19 protein-coding genes and 1 tRNA gene are annotated in these 17077 nt (G+C 62.0%); all 20 read right to left on the bottom strand.

Features of this window, described 5'->3' with window-relative positions; all coding sequences use genetic code 11:
- Positions 1-9: 9 nt before the first annotated feature.
- Complete coding sequence (gene nuoK / locus dqs_RS07510; RefSeq protein WP_011765139.1) at positions 10-315, bottom strand: NADH-quinone oxidoreductase subunit NuoK; 306 nt, start codon at positions 313-315, stop codon at positions 10-12.
- Positions 316-371: 56 nt separating this feature from the next.
- Positions 372-974 (bottom strand): NADH-quinone oxidoreductase subunit J, encoded by a 603-nt coding sequence (locus dqs_RS07505; RefSeq protein ID WP_065340087.1) that lies wholly within the window; start codon positions 972-974, stop codon positions 372-374.
- A gap of 36 nt (positions 975-1010) precedes the next feature.
- Positions 1011-1496 carry an NADH-quinone oxidoreductase subunit NuoI gene (nuoI, locus tag dqs_RS07500; protein WP_011765137.1) on the bottom strand — a complete coding sequence of 162 codons (486 nt, stop codon included), beginning with the start codon at positions 1494-1496 and terminating at the stop codon, positions 1011-1013.
- Positions 1497-1506: 10 nt separating this feature from the next.
- Positions 1507-2556, bottom strand: a complete 1050-nt coding sequence (gene nuoH, locus dqs_RS07495; protein WP_011765136.1) for an NADH-quinone oxidoreductase subunit NuoH — start codon at positions 2554-2556, stop codon at positions 1507-1509.
- Complete coding sequence (nuoG, locus tag dqs_RS07490) at positions 2556-4871, bottom strand: NADH-quinone oxidoreductase subunit NuoG (RefSeq protein WP_065340086.1); 2316 nt, start codon at positions 4869-4871, stop codon at positions 2556-2558. The genes nuoH and nuoG overlap by 1 nt, the downstream gene beginning before the upstream one ends.
- Entirely contained in the window at positions 4865-6184 is a 1320-nt protein-coding gene (gene nuoF, locus dqs_RS07485) for an NADH-quinone oxidoreductase subunit NuoF (protein WP_011765134.1), read from the bottom strand. Before nuoF ends, nuoG begins: the two co-directional genes overlap by 7 nt.
- A complete protein-coding gene (gene nuoE, locus dqs_RS07480) occupies positions 6181-6660 on the bottom strand; it encodes an NADH-quinone oxidoreductase subunit NuoE (protein WP_011765133.1) in 480 nt (159 codons plus the stop codon). The genes nuoF and nuoE overlap by 4 nt, the downstream gene beginning before the upstream one ends.
- An 80-nt stretch (positions 6661-6740) precedes the next feature.
- On the bottom strand, positions 6741-7994 hold the full coding sequence (locus tag dqs_RS07475; RefSeq protein ID WP_011765132.1) for an NADH-quinone oxidoreductase subunit D: 1254 nt from the start codon (positions 7992-7994) through the stop codon (positions 6741-6743).
- Positions 7987-8592, bottom strand: a complete 606-nt coding sequence (locus tag dqs_RS07470) for an NADH-quinone oxidoreductase subunit C (RefSeq protein WP_011765131.1) — start codon at positions 8590-8592, stop codon at positions 7987-7989. The genes dqs_RS07475 and dqs_RS07470 overlap by 8 nt, the downstream gene beginning before the upstream one ends.
- A 17-nt stretch (positions 8593-8609) precedes the next feature.
- Complete coding sequence (locus tag dqs_RS07465) at positions 8610-9086, bottom strand: NuoB/complex I 20 kDa subunit family protein (protein WP_011765130.1); 477 nt, start codon at positions 9084-9086, stop codon at positions 8610-8612.
- 4 nt (positions 9087-9090) lie between these two features.
- On the bottom strand, positions 9091-9465 hold the full coding sequence (ndhC, locus tag dqs_RS07460) for an NADH-quinone oxidoreductase subunit A (RefSeq protein ID WP_011765129.1): 375 nt from the start codon (positions 9463-9465) through the stop codon (positions 9091-9093).
- 102 nt (positions 9466-9567) lie between these two features.
- Positions 9568-9652 (bottom strand) — tRNA-Leu (locus dqs_RS07455).
- A 65-nt stretch (positions 9653-9717) separates the two neighbouring features.
- On the bottom strand, positions 9718-10080 hold the full coding sequence (secG, locus tag dqs_RS07450) for a preprotein translocase subunit SecG (RefSeq protein ID WP_065340085.1): 363 nt from the start codon (positions 10078-10080) through the stop codon (positions 9718-9720).
- Between the two features lie 42 nt (positions 10081-10122).
- Positions 10123-10851 (bottom strand): triose-phosphate isomerase, encoded by a 729-nt coding sequence (gene tpiA, locus dqs_RS07445; RefSeq protein WP_065340084.1) that lies wholly within the window; start codon positions 10849-10851, stop codon positions 10123-10125.
- Between the two features lie 113 nt (positions 10852-10964).
- Entirely contained in the window at positions 10965-11729 is a 765-nt protein-coding gene (gene pstB, locus dqs_RS07440) for a phosphate ABC transporter ATP-binding protein PstB (protein ID WP_011765126.1), read from the bottom strand.
- Positions 11730-11761: 32 nt separating this feature from the next.
- Positions 11762-12604: a phosphate ABC transporter permease PstA gene (gene pstA, locus dqs_RS07435; RefSeq protein ID WP_050976183.1), complete on the bottom strand. Its 843-nt coding sequence runs from the start codon at positions 12602-12604 to the stop codon at positions 11762-11764.
- 9 nt (positions 12605-12613) lie between these two features.
- Entirely contained in the window at positions 12614-13672 is a 1059-nt protein-coding gene (gene pstC, locus dqs_RS07430) for a phosphate ABC transporter permease PstC (RefSeq protein ID WP_232502229.1), read from the bottom strand.
- 13 nt (positions 13673-13685) lie between these two features.
- On the bottom strand, positions 13686-14789 hold the full coding sequence (gene pstS, locus dqs_RS07425; protein ID WP_232502228.1) for a phosphate ABC transporter substrate-binding protein PstS: 1104 nt from the start codon (positions 14787-14789) through the stop codon (positions 13686-13688).
- Positions 14790-14838: 49 nt separating this feature from the next.
- Positions 14839-16194, bottom strand: a complete 1356-nt coding sequence (glmM, locus tag dqs_RS07420) for a phosphoglucosamine mutase (RefSeq protein WP_065340083.1) — start codon at positions 16192-16194, stop codon at positions 14839-14841.
- Between the two features lie 33 nt (positions 16195-16227).
- The gene (folP, locus tag dqs_RS07415) at positions 16228-17049 is read right to left on the bottom strand and encodes a dihydropteroate synthase (RefSeq protein WP_065340082.1); all 822 of its coding nucleotides are present in this window, start codon (positions 17047-17049) and stop codon (positions 16228-16230) included.
- Between the last annotated feature and the right edge of the window lie 28 nt (positions 17050-17077).

Raw genomic sequence — 17077 nt, 5'->3', positions numbered from 1 at the left:
GACGCTTCCTTAACCCTTGAGGCTGTCCAGATCATCCACATGGATGGTCCGCAGATTGCGGAACATCACCACCAGGATGGCGAGGCCGATCGCAGATTCGGCGGCCGCCACGGTCAGGATGAAGAAAACGAAAACCTGTCCGGCGATATCGCCGAGATAGTGCGAGAACGCGATGAAGTTCAGATTCACCGCAAGCAGCATCAGCTCGATGGCCATCAGCAATACGATCAGGTTCTTCCGGTTGAGGAAGATCCCGACCACGCTGATCGCGAACAGGACCGCGCCCAGGATGAGATAGTGGGAAAGCGAAAGCATCTGTGACTCCCTGATCGCACCGGTCCAACGTCCGGTGCGTTTCTTGTTCGCGCGTGTTATTCCGTCTCGGCCGGCATCTTCACCAGTTCGACCCGACCTTCGCGCTTCACCGCAACCTGGTCCGACGGCTGGACATACTTATTGCCTTTACGCTTGCGCAGCGTCAGCGAAACCGCTGCCACCATCGCGACCACCAGCACCAGCGAAGCCAGTTCGAACGGGTAGACGTAATCGGTGTAGAGCACCCGGCCGAGTTCAGCGGTGTTGCTGTAGTCAGCCGCAGCGGCCGGGGGTGCCGGCATCGAGTCGAGGTCGAAGTAGCGGCCACCCAGGACCATCGCCATCTCGACCACCATCAGGATGCCGATCAATGCGCCGACCGGGAGGTAATTCCAGAAGCCCTGGCGGATGCGGTCGAGGTTGATGTCGAGCATCATGACCACGAACAGGAACAGCACCATGACCGCGCCGACATACACCATCACCAGCGTGATCGCGAGAAACTCCGCCTGCAGCAGCAGCCAGATGCCGCCCGCCGTGAAGAAGGACAACACCAGGAACAACGCCGCATGTACCGGGTTGCGCGCGGTGATGACGCGCAATCCGGCAAACACCAGGATCGCGGCCAGAAAGTAGAAGACAGCCGTCTTGAATTCCATGTTCAGTATCCACGGCGCCAGCGGGCGCCCTCCCCTTTAGCGGAATTTCGCCTCTTGTTCGCGGTCGGCGGCGATCTGCTGCTCGTGGCGGTCGCCGACTGCGAGCAGCATCTGCTTCGTGTAGTACAGATCGCCGCGCTGCTCACCGTGATACTCGAACACGCGGGTTTCAACGACCGCATCCACCGGGCAGGCTTCCTCGCAGAAGCCACAGAAGATGCACTTGGTCAGGTCGATATCGTAGCGGCTGGTCCGGCGCGAACCGTCTTCACGCTGCTCCGACTCGATCGTGATTGCCATCGCCGGACAGATCGCTTCGCACAGCTTGCAGGCGATGCAGCGCTCCTCGCCGTTGGGATAGCGGCGCAGCGCATGCAGTCCGCGAAAGCGCGCACTCTGCGGCGTCTTCTCTTCCGGGAACTGAACGGTGATCTTGCGCGCGAAGAAATGGCGACCCGTCAGGGCCATGCCCTTCACGAGTTCCTTCAGGAACAGACTACCGATGTAATCCTTGGCACCCATGTTCAGCCTCTTACTTCCAGATCGACAGCGGCGACATCAACCACACCGCGACCACGACCACCCAGACCAGGGTGACCGGAATGAACACCTTCCAGCCCAACCGCATGATGTGGTCGTAGCGGAAACGCGGGAACGTCGCACGCGCCCACAGGAAGATGAAAAGAATGCTCGCGGTCTTCAGCGCCAGCCAGTGGAATCCATCCGGCAGGAACCCGACCGGAGACAGCCAGCCGCCGAGGAACAGCACCGAGGTCAGGATCGAAACCAGGATCATGTTCGCGTACTCGGCGAGGAAGAACAGCGCGAACGCCATCCCCGAGTATTCGACCATGTGGCCCGCGACGATCTCGGCCTCGCCTTCCACCACGTCGAACGGTGCGCGATTGGTCTCGGCGATGCCGGAAATCAGATACACCACAAACATCGGCAGCAGCGGCAACCAGTTCCACGACAGGAAGGACAGACCCATGTCGTGGAAGCGACCGCTGCCTTGCGAGTTCACGATCTCGGACAGGTTCAGGCTCGACGAAATCAGCAGCACGCAGATCAGCGCGAAACCCATCGACACCTCGTACGACACCATCTGCGCGGCAGCGCGCATCGCACCGATGAACGGGTACTTGGAGTTGGACGCCCAGCCGGCGACGATCACGCCATAGACCTCCATCGAGGTCACGGCCAGCAGGAACAGCAGGCCGGCGTTGACGTTGGCGAGCACCAGACCGTCATCGAAGGGCACCACCGCCCACGCCACGAGCGACGGCGCCAGCGCGAGAATAGGACCGACGATGAAGAGTCCCTTGCTTGCGCTGCTCGGGAAGATGATTTCCTTGAGCAGCAACTTCACGCCGTCTGCGATCGGTTGCAACAGCCCGAAGGGGCCGACGCGATTGGGGCCGATACGGACCTGCATGTAGCCGATGACTTTGCGCTCGGCGAGCGTCAGGTAGGCAACGCAGCCCATCAGCGGCGCAACGATCGCGACGATCTTCAGCAGCGTCCAGACCACCGGCCACGACGGACCGAACAAATCGGCGACGGGTTGGAGGAAACCTTCCATCAGACGCGCTCCAGGGTGATCGTGCCACTCAGCGGCCCCAGGGCCGCCGTCGTCACATGGGCCGCTGCAACGCGGACGCAGCCCGCGGCAACGGCGTTATCAACGACCGCGGTGAGTTCCACCGCTGCTCCATCCTGCTTGACCCGCACAAGCGCCCCGTCGGCGATGCCCGCTGCGGCAAAGGTTTCCGCATTGGCGCGCGCTTGCGGTGCCGCCGCGTCCTTCGCACGTTGCAGGGGCGCCGAGCGGCGAACCAGCGGATCGGCGAAGTAGATGGGCACGTCGGCAACGCGCTCCAGCCCGCCGGCCGCGTCCCCGGAGGACACGATCGGCCCGGTCAGCAGATTCGACAAGCGCTCGGATACGTCTCCGGCCAGCGCCTCGCTCCGGACGGCTTCGGCGTCCTCGAAAGCGAAACCGTCGAGTTCGAGCAGGTTGCCGAGCACGCGCAGCACCTTCCAGCCCGGACGCGTTTCGCCGAGCGGCTTTGCCACCGCATTGAAGCTCTGCACACGGCCTTCGCAATTGACGAAGGCGCCGGACGTTTCCGAGAACGGCGACACCGGCAGCATCACGTCCGCGACGTCGCGCAGGCTGCCACTGTCGAAGGCCGACAGCGCGACAACCAGTTCCGCACCCTTCATCGCCGCGACGGTGGCCGCGCCGTGGGCAAAATCGAAATCGGGTTCCGCACCGAACACAAGGTATGCCTTGCGCGGGGATTCGATCATCTGCCGTGCATTCAAACCGTCTCCGGTCGGGACGGCGCCGGCCAGATAGCCGCCCACGCTGTTGGCAGCTTCGCCGATGAAACCGACGCGGCCTTCGGTCAAGCGCGCAATCTCCAGCGCCGCCGCATGGAGTTCCGCGCCACGCGCATCCTGCGCCGCGAGATTGCCCAGCCAGATCGCGACCTTGCGACCGCTGGCCAGACTCTCCGCGATGGCGCGCGCCTCGGCCGAAATCTCGACCGCGCCGGTCGACTCGCCCTTGGCAGCGGCGAGCGCAGCAGCGATCCCCTGGAGCACGCCGACCATGCCGGAAGGCGCAACCAGCGCGCGATGACGTACCGGGATCAGCCACTCCTCGGCATTCGGGCCGACGGCGGAAACATGGAGACCGCGCTTGGCTGCCTGACGCACGCGCTGCGCGAGCAGCGGTGCATCCTTGCGCAGGAAGCTGCCGACGACGAGCAGGCGGTTGAGGTCGGAGACCTCCGCGACCCGCATCCCCAACCAGGGCGCCCCGGCGCGAACCGCATCAGCGCGGAAATCCCAATGACGGAGTCGGAAATCCACGTTGTTGGAACCGAGGCCTCGCATCACCTTTTGCCCCAGGTACAGCTCTTCCAGGGTTGCGTGCGGGGACAGCAACGCCCCCACCGCGGCAGGACCGTGGCCCTTGACCACCGACCGCACGCCGTTGGCGGCAAATTCAAGTGCGGTCTGCCAGTCCACCGTCTTCCATTCGCCACCCTGCTTCACCATGGGCGCGAGCAGACGCTGGTCGCTGTTCAGCGCGTCGTACGAGAATCGATCCTTGTCCGACAGCCAGCACTCGTTGAGTTCTTCGTTCTCCAGCGGCAACACGCGCTTGACCACGTCGTGCTTGGTCTGGACGATGAGGTTGGAACCCAGCGAATCGTGCGGGCTTACCGACTTGCGGCGCGAGAGTTCCCAGGTGCGCGCCGCGAAGCGGAATGGCTTGGAGGTCAGCGCGCCAACCGGGCACAGATCGATGATGTTGCCGGACAGTTCGGTGTCGATCGTCTTCTCGACGAAGGGCATGATCTCGGCGTGCTCGCCCCGGAAGGCCTGCCCGAGTTCCATCTCGCCGGCGATTTCGGTGGTGAAGCGCACGCAGCGGGTGCAGTTGATGCACCGGGTCATGTCGGTGGACACCAGCGAGCCGAGGTTCTTGTTGAACACGACGCGCTTTTCTTCCTGGTAGCGCGACTCGCTGCCACCGTAGCCCACTGCAAGATCCTGCAACTGACACTCGCCGCCCTGATCGCAGATCGGGCAATCCAGCGGGTGGTTGATCAGCAGGAACTCCATCACGCCCTTCTGGGCCTTCACCGCCTGCTCGGAATGGGTCCACACCTTCATGCCGTTGGTGACCGGCGTTGCACAGGCCGGCAGCGGCTTGGGTGCCTTCTCGACCTGGACGAGGCACATCCGGCAGTTAGCCGCGATGGAGAGCTTCTTGTGGTAGCAGAAGTGCGGGATATAGACGCCGGCGCGGGCGGCGGCGTCCATTACCGTGCTGCCGTCAGCGACCTGCAGCTGCTTACCGTCGATTTCGATCTCTAGCATGAGGGGCTCACGTAGATTTGGCTACCCGCGTACTGGACTTCGGGCGAAACCAGGCATTTCTTGTTTTCGATGTGGTATTCGAACTCAGCACCGAAATGCTTGATGAAACTCTGTACCGGCATCGACGCGGCGTCGCCCAGGGCACAGATCGTGCGGCCCATGATGTTGCCGGTCACCGAATTGAGCAGATCGAGGTCGTCCGGACGGCCAAGGCCGTTCTCGATGCGATGAACGACGCGGTACAACCAACCGGTACCCTCGCGGCACGGCGTGCATTGGCCGCAGGACTCTTCGAAATAGAAGTAGGACAGGCGCTCGAGGGCCTTGACCATGCACACGGTTTCGTCCATCACGATGACCGCGCCGGAACCGAGCATCGAGCCGGCCTTGGAGATGGAGTCATAGTCCATCGTGCAGTCCATCATGATGTCGCCCGGCAGCACCGGCGCCGACGAACCGCCGGGAATCACCGCCTTCAGCTTGCGGCCGCCACGCATGCCGCCCGCCATTTCGAGCAGCTCGGAGAACGGCGTGCCGAGGTTGATCTCGTAGACGCCAGGACGATTGACGTGGCCCGAGATCGAAAACAGCTTGGTACCGCCGTTATTGGGCTTGCCCAGATTCAGGAAGCCTTCACCGCCCAGGTTGATGATGAAGGGAACCGAGGCGAACGTTTCGGTGTTGTTGATCGTCGTCGGCTTGCCGTAGAGGCCATAGCTCGCAGGGAACGGCGGCTTGAAGCGCGGCTGCCCTTTCTTGCCTTCGATCGACTCCAGCAGCGCGGTTTCTTCGCCACAGATGTAGGCACCGTAGCCGTGGTGCGCAAACAGTTCGAACGAGAACTCGCTACCGAGGATGTTCTGGCCGACCAGCCCGGCCTGACGCGCTTCGTCGAGCGCTTCCTCGAACCGCTGGTACAGTTCGAAGACTTCGCCGTGGATGTAGTTGTAACCGCGCGTGGCCCCCATCGCATAGGCGGCGATGACCATGCCTTCGATCACCGTGTGGGGGTTGTAGCGCAGGATGTCGCGGTCTTTGAAAGTCCCCGGCTCGCCCTCGTCCGAATTACAGGCGAGATACTTGTCGCCCGGGAAGGAGCGCGGCATGAAGCTCCACTTCAGCCCCGTCGGGAAGCCTGCACCGCCGCGGCCGCGCAGGGCGGAAGCCTTGAGTTCCGCGATGATCGTTTCCGGCGGAATCTTCTCCGCGATGATCTTCTTCAGCGCCGAATAGCCGCCACGGCCGATGTAGTCCTGGAGCCGCCAGGTGCGGTCGCCGTCCAGCCCGGCGAGGATCAGTCCGTGCGCGCTCATTTGCTTCCCAGGTCGGCCAGGAGTTGGTCGATTTTCTCAGTCGTCATCCAGCTGCACATCGTGTGGTTGTTGTGCAGCAGAACCGGGGCGTCACCACAGGCGCCCATGCACTCGCCTTCCTTCAGCGTGAACTTGCCATCGGGCGTGGTCTCGTTGAAATCGATACCGAGCTTCTGCTTGATGTATTCGGCCGCATGAACGCCGCCCGACAGCGCACAAGGGAGGTTGGTGCACACGGTAATCTTGTGGCGCCCCACTGGCTGCAGGTCGTACATGTTGTAGAAGCTCGCTACCTCATAGACGGCGATCGCCGGCATCTGGAGGTAGTCCGCGACGAAGGCGATCGTTTCCTTCGAAAGCCAGCCTTTCTCGACTTGAGCGATACGCAGCGCGGACATGGCCGCCGACTGCTTCTGGTCGGGAGGATATTTCGCGATCTCGCGATCGATCTGTTGCAGCGATTCCTGGCTCAGCATGTCGTGCTCGTCTTCCGGATAGCCTGCCGTCTGTTCGTCCTGGGTCGGGCCATGCCCGTATGTTGGTGCGGGTCGTCGCCCTAGCGGTCGATCTCTCCGAACACCACGTCCATGGTCCCGATGATCGCCACCACGTCGGCAATCATGTGGCCACGGGAAATCTCATCCATGGCGGCGAGGTGGGCGAAGCCCGGCGCCCGCAGCTTGAGGCGATAAGGCTTGTTCGCACCATCGGACACCGCATACACGCCAAACTCGCCCTTCGGGTGCTCCACGGCAGCATAGGCTTCGCCCTTGGGTACGTGCATGCCTTCGGTGAAGAGCTTGAAGTGGTGGATCAGCTCTTCCATGTTGGACTTCATCTGCTCGCGCGACGGCGGCGCAACCTTGTGGTTGTCGGTGATGACCGGCCCCGGGTTCTTGCGCAGCCAGTCAATGCACTGGCGGATGATGCGGTTGGACTGACGCATTTCCTCCATCCGGCAGAGGTAACGGTCATAACAGTCACCGTTCTTGCCCACCGGAATGTCGAAGTCGACCTTGTCGTAGACTTCGTACGGCTGCTTCTTGCGCAGATCCCAGGCGATACCGGAACCGCGGATCATCGGACCGGAAAAGCCCCACGCGAGCGCCTGCTCCGGCGTGACAACGCCGATACCGACCGTGCGCTGCTTCCAGATACGGTTGTCGGTCAGCAGGGTTTCGTATTCGTCGCAATACCTGGGAAAGCGCTGCGTGAAGTCGTCGAGGAAGTCCAGCAGCGAACCTTGCCGCGCCGCATTCAGATCCTTGACGACATTGGCGTTCTTGAACTTGTTGGGCTGGTACTGCGGCATCCGGTCCGGAAGGTCGCGATACACCCCGCCCGGACGGTAATAGGCCGCGTGCATGCGCGCACCCGACACCGCCTCGTACGCATCCATGAGATCTTCCCGCTCACGGAACGTGTACAACACCATCGTCATCGCACCGATATCCAGCGCGTGGGTGCCGATGTTCAGCAGATGATTCAAAATGCGGGTGATTTCATCGAACATCACCCGGATGTACTGGGCGCGCAACGGCACCTCGACGCCAAGCAGGCGCTCGATGGCCATGCAGTAGGCGTGCTCGTTGCACATCATCGAGACGTAGTCGAGACGGTCCATGTAAGGCACCGACTGAACCCAGGTTCGCGTCTCGGCAAGCTTCTCGGTACCGCGATGCAACAGGCCGATATGCGGATCGGCGCGCTCGACGACTTCGCCGTCCAGTTCCAGAACCAGGCGCAGCACACCGTGCGCCGACGGATGCTGCGGACCGAAGTTGATCGTGTAGTTGCGAATTTCAGCCATGACCGACATCCCCGTAATTCTCTTCACGCACGATGCGCGGGGTATTCTCGCGAGGCTCGATCGTTACCGGCTGATACACCACGCGCCCCTGCTCCGGGTCATAGCGCATTTCTACGTAGCCCGAGATGGGGAAATCCTTGCGGAACGGATGACCGACGAAACCGTAGTCGGTCAGGATACGACGAAGATCCGGATGGCCTGCGTAGAGAATTCCGTAAAGATCGAACGCCTCGCGTTCAAACCAGTTCGCGCTAGGCCACACTTCGACGAGCGAACCCAGGACCGGAAAGTCATCGTCATCCGCAAACACGCGAAGCCGCAGGCGCCAGTTATTCTTGACGGACAGCAGGTGCGCAACAGAGGCAAATCGCTTGCCTTGCCAGGCACCATTGCCAAAGGCGGAATAGTCGATACCGGAGATATCCATCAGCTGCTCGAAACCGAGCGCAGCCTCGTCTCGCAGCCTGCGGGCAACATCAAGAAAATTTCCGGCGGCGACTTCTATCGTCACCTCACCGCGATCCACCACCAGCGACTCAACAACATCACCGAGGACATCGCGAAGCGTTTGACTCAGGCGTTCAAGCTTGGCACTCATGTCTGGGCATCCGTCAATCAGCGGGCAATCGTGTTGGTCCGCTTGATCTTGTTCTGCAGCTGAATAATGCCGTACAACAATGCCTCGGCCGTCGGCGGACAGCCAGGCACATAGACATCAACGGGAACAATCCGGTCGCAGCCGCGCACGACCGAGTAGGAATAGTGGTAATAGCCGCCACCATTCGCACAGGACCCCATGGAGATAACCCAGCGCGGCTCGGCCATCTGGTCGTACACCTTGCGCAGCGCCGGAGCCATCTTGTTGCACAGCGTGCCGGCGACGATCATCAAATCGGATTGCCGCGGGCTGGGGCGGAACACCACACCGAAACGGTCCAGATCGTAGCGGGAACAACCCGCGTGAATCATTTCAACCGCACAACAGGCCAACCCGAAGGTCATCGGCCACAACGAGCCGGTTCGCGTCCAATTGATGACCGCATCGAGCGAAGTAGTGACAAACCCTTCGCGAAAGACGCCCTCAATGCTCATTGCATTACTCCCAGTCGAGTGCGCCGTTTTTCCACTCGACGATGTAACCGATGACCAGAATAGCCAGGAAGACCATCACCGAACCGAAAACAAACCACGCAAGCTCGCCGGCGGCAATGAAGTCCTGAAAGACCGTCGCCCACGGAAAGAGAAAAGCGATTTCGAGGTCGAACAGGATGAAGAGAATTGCGATGAGATAGTAGCGGACGTCGAATTTCATTCGGGCATCTTCAAATGCCTCGAATCCGCACTCATAGGGAGACAGCTTTTGACTATCGGGGCGGTGGGGAGCAATTACTCGACCCAGAACCACGGGAACTACACCAATTCCGAGCCCAACGAGAATGAACATCAGGACGGGAAAGTAGTTTTCCAGCATGACTCATCGACCCCCAATCGAGAAGGGCGACTTGTTCGTCGCCATTATTGTTTTGGCTGCTATTGCATGGAAACGCCCGCAATAGCGGGCGTCATCCGAATCTGGTGCCGACGGTGAGACTCGAACTCACACGGCTTTCGCCACTACCCCCTCAAGATAGCGTGTCTACCAATTTCACCACGTCGGCTTGGATTTCGTTACAGCCAAAGAATTATACGATGCTTTCCGCAGTGCGCAAAGCGATTTTCCGCATTATTTCGGAATCTCCTGGGCCTTGGAAGCATCGCCAGGCGTGGCCGGCGCAACCGTTCCAGTCCCCTCCGCCGGCGCGCTCGGCACCGCCCGCTCCATCACACTGGAGGGGGCGCTGGTCTTGTTGCTGGCGAGATAGCTAAGGCTGAGACTGGTGACGAAAAAGACCGTGGCGAGCACCGCGGTGGTCCTGCTGAGGAAATTGGCCGAACCCGAGGAACCGAACAGACTTCCGGACGCGCCGCTCCCAAAAGCGGCCCCCATGTCGGCACCTTTGCCGTGCTGCACCAGCACGAGACCGATGACACCGAGCCCTACGACGACGTGCACCGTCAGGACCACCGAAAACAGAATGTCGCTCATCACAACCCTTGAAAGTAGCGTTTTGGTTTGAAAAACCGCCCGTCAGGCGGCGCGGCAGATGGCAACGAAGTCGCTACCGACCAGCGAAGCCCCGCCGATCAGGCCGCCATCGACGTCGTCCGTGGAGAACAGCACCGCCGCATTCTCGGGCTTGACACTGCCGCCATAAAGGATGCGTACAGCCGAAGCGTCGCAGCGGGCCGAAAACCATGCGCGGATGAAACCGTGCGTCTGCGCGACCTGCTCCGGCGTAGCCGAGCGCCCGGTGCCAATGGCCCACACCGGCTCGTAAGCGACCACCAACGTTGGCAGCGCCTCGTCCCCTACGCAATCGGCAACGGCTTGCAGTTGACGGCGGATGACCGCTTCGACTTCCCCAAGCTCGCGCTCCGCCAGCGTTTCACCCACGCAGACGATGGGCGTGAGCCCGGCGGCAAGCGCAGAGGCCGCCTTGCGGCCGACGACCTGGTCGGAATCTCCAAACAACGCGCGGCGTTCGGAGTGACCGACGATGACATACCGGCAGCCGAACTCGACGAGCATCGCGGCGGAAACTTCGCCGGTATAGGCGCCCTGCTCATACTCGCTGACGTCCTGGGCACCCAGTTCGATCAACGAACCGGCAACAAGCGCCTGCGCCTGGGCCAGATACGGATACGGCACACAAACGACGCAGTGCATCTCGGCGCGCCGCAACTCGTCGATCAGCGCTGCGTTCTTCGCCAGGCTGCCGTTGAGCTTCCAGTTGCCTGCTATCAGTTTCGTGGTCACGCGTTGGCTGCCCGGTAAATCGCGAGATTATAGGCTTGCGTTGGGGAGCAGGCAAACGGCGACAGCCCGGCCAAGGCCGTACCGACCCTGCCGGGCTGCCGCGGGAACATCGCTCAGCCGAAGCGGCCCGTGATGTAGTCCTCGGTTTCCTTCTTCTTGGGCTTCAGGAAGACTTCGTCGGTCACGCCGAACTCGACCATCTCGCCCAGATACATGTAGGCGGTGTAGTCGGAGATCCGCGCGGCCTGCTGCATGTTGTGAGTCACGATGACGATGGTGAACTCTTTCTTGAGTTCATCGACCAGTTCCTCGATCCGGGAGGTTGAAATCGGATCGAGCGCCGACGTCGGCTCATCGAGCAGGATGACTTCGGGCTTGACGGCGATTCCCCGCGCAATGCACAGGCGCTGCTGCTGACCGCCGGAGAGGCTCATGCCACTTTGTTTGAGCTTGTCCTTCACCTCGTCCCACAGCGCGGCCTTGCGGAGCGCCCATTCGACGCGCTCGTCCATCTGCGCGACGTTGAGCTTCTCATGGAGGCGCACACCGAACGCAATGTTGTCGTAGATGGACATCGGGAACGGCGTGGGCTTCTGGAAAACCATCCCGATCTTGGCACGAAGCACGCTGACGTCGACATCGCGGTCGAGCAGATTGCGTCCGTCGAAGAGCAATTGGCCCTCGGCGCGCTGCTCCGGATAGAGGTCGTACATACGGTTGATCGTCCGCAGCAACGTCGATTTACCGCAACCGGACGGACCGATGAAGGCCGTAACCTTGTGCCGGGCCATCTTGAAGTTGACGTTCCGAAGCGCGTGGAACTTGCCGTAGTAGAAGTTGAAGTCTTTGAATTCGATCTGGGCGTCGGTGATTTCCATGGTGGTCCCGAAATCTCAGCTCGGCGAGAGCCTTAGTTGATCTTTTCAGCCCGCAGGAAAACCCGCGCGACGATGTTCAGGATGAGCACACCGATGGTGATCAGGAAGACGCCTGCCCAGGCGAGCTCCTGCCAATTGGTGAAGGGACTCATCGCGAACTTGAAGATGGTGACCGGCAGATTGGCCATCGGCTCGTTCATGTTCAGGCTCCAGAACTGATTCGATAGCGCGGTGAACAACAGGGGCGCGGTTTCGCCGGCGATGCGGGCCACCGCAAGCAATACGCCGGTGACAACCCCGGCGCGCGCTGCACGCAAGGTCACCTTGGAGATCACCACGCTCTTCGGTGCGCCAAGCGCGAAAGCCGCTTCGCGCAGCGTGTTCGGAATCAGCTGCAGCATGTTCTCGGTGGTGCGGACGACTACCGGCAGCACGATCAGCGCGAGCGCAATGACACCCGACCACCCCGAGAACTTGCCGGTATTCGCGACGACCACGGCGTAGACGAACAGGCCGATGACGATCGACGGTGCCGACAGCAGCAGATCGTTGATGAAACGCGTCGCCTTGCCCAAGGGGGTGTAGCGGCCGTACTCGGCCAGATACACGCCGGCGAGGATGCCGATCGGCGTACCCAGCAGCGTCGCGAGCCCGACCATCACCACGCTACCCATGATTGCGTTGGCAAGCCCGCCCGCCTGGTCGCCGGGAGGCGGCGTCATCTCGGTAAACAGGCTGGCAGACAGGCCCGCGATGCCGAGATCGAACACCGTGACAAGAATCCAGGCGAGCCAGAACAGCCCGAAGGCCATCGCGGACATCGACAGGGTCAACGCAATCCGGTTGACGAGCTTTCTTCTGGTTAGGAGATTCATGGTGATCACTCAGCTCTTTGCACCTTCGCCCTGCGCCAACCGAAGCAGCAGAAGTTTCGACACCACCAGCACGATGAGCGTGATCGCGAAAAGGATCAGGCCGAGTTCCATCAGCGCAGCGGTGTGAAGACCGGGATCTGCTTCCGCAAACTCGTTGGCGAGCGCAGATGTGATGCTGTTGCCGGGATCGAACAGCGAAGCGGAATTGAGGAAGTTCGTGTTGCCGATGACGAAGGTGACCGCCATGGTTTCACCCAGCGCACGCCCCAGACCCAGCATCACCCCGCCGATAACGCCAGTCTTCGTGTAGGGGAGAACCACCCGCCACATCACCTCCCAGGTGGTGCAACCGACCCCGTACGCGGATTCCTTGAGCATGGCCGGCGTCACTTCGAAGACGTCCCGCATCACCGAAGCGATGTACGGAATGATCATGATGGCAAGGATGATCCCGGCCGACAGCAGACCGATGCCCAGCGGCGGCCCCATGAAGAGCTTCCCGACGATCGGCAAGGGACCGAGCACCGACTGCAGCGCGGGTTGGACGTACTTGGCGAAGATCGGCGCGAAAACCAGCAGGCCCCACATCCCGTAGACGATGCTGGGAATGGCGGCGAGCAGCTCGATGGCCGTCCCCAGCGGACGACGCAACCACAGCGGCGACAACTCGGTCAGGAACAGCGCAATCCCGAAGCTGACCGGCACAGCGATCAGCAGCGCGATCCCGGAACTCACGAGCGTGCCGTAGATCGGGATCAGCGCGCCGAAGCGCTCCATCGGCGGATTCCATTCGGAGGAGAACAGAAAGCCGATACCGAATGCTTCGAGGCTGGGCCACGAGGCATAGGTCAGCGCGACGATGATCCCCGCCAGCAGGGCGAGGGTCAGAACGGCGAAGAAGCGTGCCGACAGGGCAAATACGCCATCGCCGAACTTCGTTGCCGAAGAGGTCTTGAATTGGGTGGGCCGCATGCTCGCTCCGCTGGACACCGCCGCCGGAACACCGCCCGCCGAAATATTCAGGCCAAAGGCCTCTTCGGCCTCTGGCTTCTGGACAGGGAGAACCACGTCGCGCGCTCGCTTACTCAGCGAAGACCGGTTTGCCCGAGGCGTCCTTCATCTGACCCCACGAGGTGCGGATCAGCTTCACGGTCGGCGCCGGCAGCGGAACATAATCAAGTTCGGCCGCCATATTGCCACCATTCTTGAACGCCCATTCGAAGAACTTCAGCACTTCCGCGGCCTGCTGCGGCTTGTCCTGCTGCTGATGCATCAGGATGAAAGTTGCTGCAGTGATCGGCCAGGACGCCTTGGCGGGCTGCTCGGTCAGGATTTCGTAGAAGTTCGACTTGGTCCAGTCCGCACCCGCGGCGGCGGCGGCAAACGAGTCATCCGTGGGCGAAACGAACTCACCGGCCTTGTTCTGCAGCAGCGTGTAAGCCAGCTTGTTCTGCTTGGCGTAGGCGTACTCCACGTAGCCGATGGCACCCGGGAGACGCTGCACGAAGGCGGAAACGCCCTCGTTACCCTTGCCACCCAGCCCAACCGGCCACTGCACGGCGGAGCCTTCGCCGATCTTTTCCTTCCACTCCGGCGAAACCTTGGAGAGGTAGTTGGTGAAGACGAAAGTGGTGCCGGAGCCGTCAGCGCGGCGAACCACGCCGATCGCCTGGTCCGGCAGCGTCAGGCCGGGATTGAGCGCGGCGATCGCCTTGTCGTTCCAGTTGACGATCTTGCCTTGATAGATGTCGGCCAGCAGCTGGCCCGTGAGCTTCATCTCGCCGGCCTTGATGCCGGGCAGGTTCACCACCGGCACCACGCCGCCGATCACGGTCGGAAACTGCTGCAGACCGCCCTTCGCCAGCTCTTCGCCCTTGAGCGGCATGTCCGAAGCACCGAAGTCCACGGTCTTCGCATTGATCTGACGAATACCGCCGCCCGAGCCGATCGACTGATAGTTGACCTTGTTTCCGGTGGCCTTCTGGTAGGCATCCGCCCACTTCGCGTAGATCGGAGCGGGGAAGGACGCGCCGGCACCGGTGATTTCAGCGGCCTGCACGCCGCTCGCGGCCAACAGCACGGACGACGCGAGGACGGCCAACTTCTTCGAGAAACGGATCATGACAACCTCTTGTAGGGAAGCGAGCGGGCACGATAGCAAGGCTTTGTTACGGTCACGTTTCATGTCTTCTTAGCTTAAGAAACGTCCGCCGCCAATTCCCCCAATGGGCCGCCTACCCCGCCACAGCCAGCTCCACCGCACCCGCAATGCCCCGTGCCAGGCTTTCCACCAGTTGCTCATCCCGGCCTTCCACCATCACCCGCAACAACGGTTCCGTACCCGATGGCCTCAACAGCACGCGGCCGGTGTCGCCCAGCGTGCGCTCGGCGTCGGCAGCGGTCTGCGCGATTCGTGCGTCGGCCTTCCAGTCGAAGCCGGCGGGCAAGCGCACGTTGATCAGCCGCTGCGGGTAGAACACGAGATCCTTGCACGCCTCGGACAGTGACATCTCCCTGTGCTTGAGCGCCGCGAGCACCTGCAGTGCGGATATGATCCCGTCGCCCGTCGTGTGGCAGTCGAGACAGATGATGTGGCCCGAATTCTCCCCGCCGATCTTCCACCCGCGCTCGTGGAGCATCTCGAGCACATAGCGGTCCCCCACTTTGGCACGGGCGAACGCAACACCGCGACGTTCAAGCGCATGCTCGAAGCCGAGATTGCTCATCAGCGTTCCAACCACGCCATCCAGCCGACCTTCCGCAGCGCGCGCGCTTGCGATGACGTACAACAGCTTGTCGCCATCGTAGATTTCGCCCTGGCGGTCCACCATGATCAGGCGGTCTCCGTCCCCATCAAGCGCGATGCCGAGATCGGCGCCGTGCGACAGGACCGCCTGGCGCAGATTCTCCGGACGTGTTGCTCCCACACCGTCGTTGATGTTGAGCCCGTTCGGGTCCACCCCCACCGATATGACTTCCGCGCCCAGTTCGTGGAAGACGTTGGGGGCAATGTGATAGGCCGCACCGTGTGCGCAATCGAGCGCAATGCGCAGGCCGCGCAGATCGAGTTCGTTGGGAAAACTGCTCTTGCAGAATTCGATATAACGACCTGCGGCGTCGCCAATCCGACGCGCACGCCCGAGCCGCGCCGATTCGGCACATCCCATGGGCTCGCCGATGCGCTCTTCGATTTCGGCTTCCACGGCGTCGGGCAGCTTGGCCCCACCCGCGGAAAAGAACTTGATCCCGTTATCGTAGAACGGGTTGTGCGAGGCGGAGATCACCACGCCCGCCTGAAGACGAAGGGCACGTGTGAGATAGGCCACCGCCGGCGTCGGAATCGGGCCGGCAAGCAGGACATCCACGCCGGCAGCAGCGAATCCCGCCTGCAAAGCCGCCTCCAGCATGTAGCCTGACACGCGGGTGTCTTTGCCGATCAGGATTGCCGGCCGTTCGCCTGCCGGCAGGTGTTCGCGCGCGACCAGCGTCACACCCGCAGCATAGCCGAGGCGCATCACGAACTCGGGCGTGATGGGCAACTCGCCAACCCGTCCACGGACCCCGTCGGTCCCGAAGTACTTCCGCGCCATGCCGCCCCCAATCCGCTTTTTTAGAAGCGCGGATTATGACATTGCTTGCCACACCGCGAGTGCATCGCGGGTCGGCGCCACATCGTGCACACGAACGATCGCGGCGCCGTGCTGAACCGCCATCAGCGCCGCAGCCACACTGGCCGGACCACGCGCCTCCACCGGCTTGCCGGTGATCGCGCCCAACAGACTCTTGCGCGACAAACCCACCAACAACGGGTAGCCGAGATCACGAAGCACCCCGAGTCCGCGAACCAGGGCCAGGTTGTGCTCGGTGCTCTTGCCGAAACCGAATCCGGGATCCAGCAACACCCGCTCGCGACGGACTCCTGCCCGCAGGAGCACTTCCGTTCGCTGAACCAGAAAGGCGCCGACCTCATCGACGACATTGGCGTACTGGGGCGCCTGCTGCATCGTCCGCGGTTCGCCCTGCATGTGCATCACGCAGAGCCCCGCTGTGCCGGCCGCCACAGCCTCGACCGCGCCTTCCGCCCGGAATCCGTTGACGTCGTTGATCAGGTCCGCACCTGCAGCAAGCGCGGCGCGCATCACCGAAGGCTTCAGCGTGTCCACCGATAGCGGCACACCGCAGCCCTGCAAGGCCTCGATAAGCGGTACCAGCCGGTCGATCTCCTGCTGCTCGGGTACCGGATCACTGCCCGGACGGGTGGACTCCGCGCCGAGGTCGAGGATATCCGCCCCTTCGGCCAGGGCGCGCTCCGCCTTATTCAAGGCCCCGTCCAGATTTCCTCTCAAGCCATCACCCGAGAATGAATCATCGGTCACGTTGATGATGGCCATGATGCGTGGCTGCGTCAGATCGAGTTCAAACCGACCGCATACGAAATTCGGCATTTTTCCCTGCAAAAGAAAAGGCCGGTTT

It is taken from the genome of Azoarcus olearius, from assembly GCF_001682385.1.
Classification (GTDB): Bacteria; Pseudomonadota; Gammaproteobacteria; order Burkholderiales; family Rhodocyclaceae; genus Azoarcus; species Azoarcus olearius.
The sequence above is the reverse complement of the archived record's forward strand: the minus strand, read 5'-3'. Positions and strand labels throughout refer to the sequence as shown.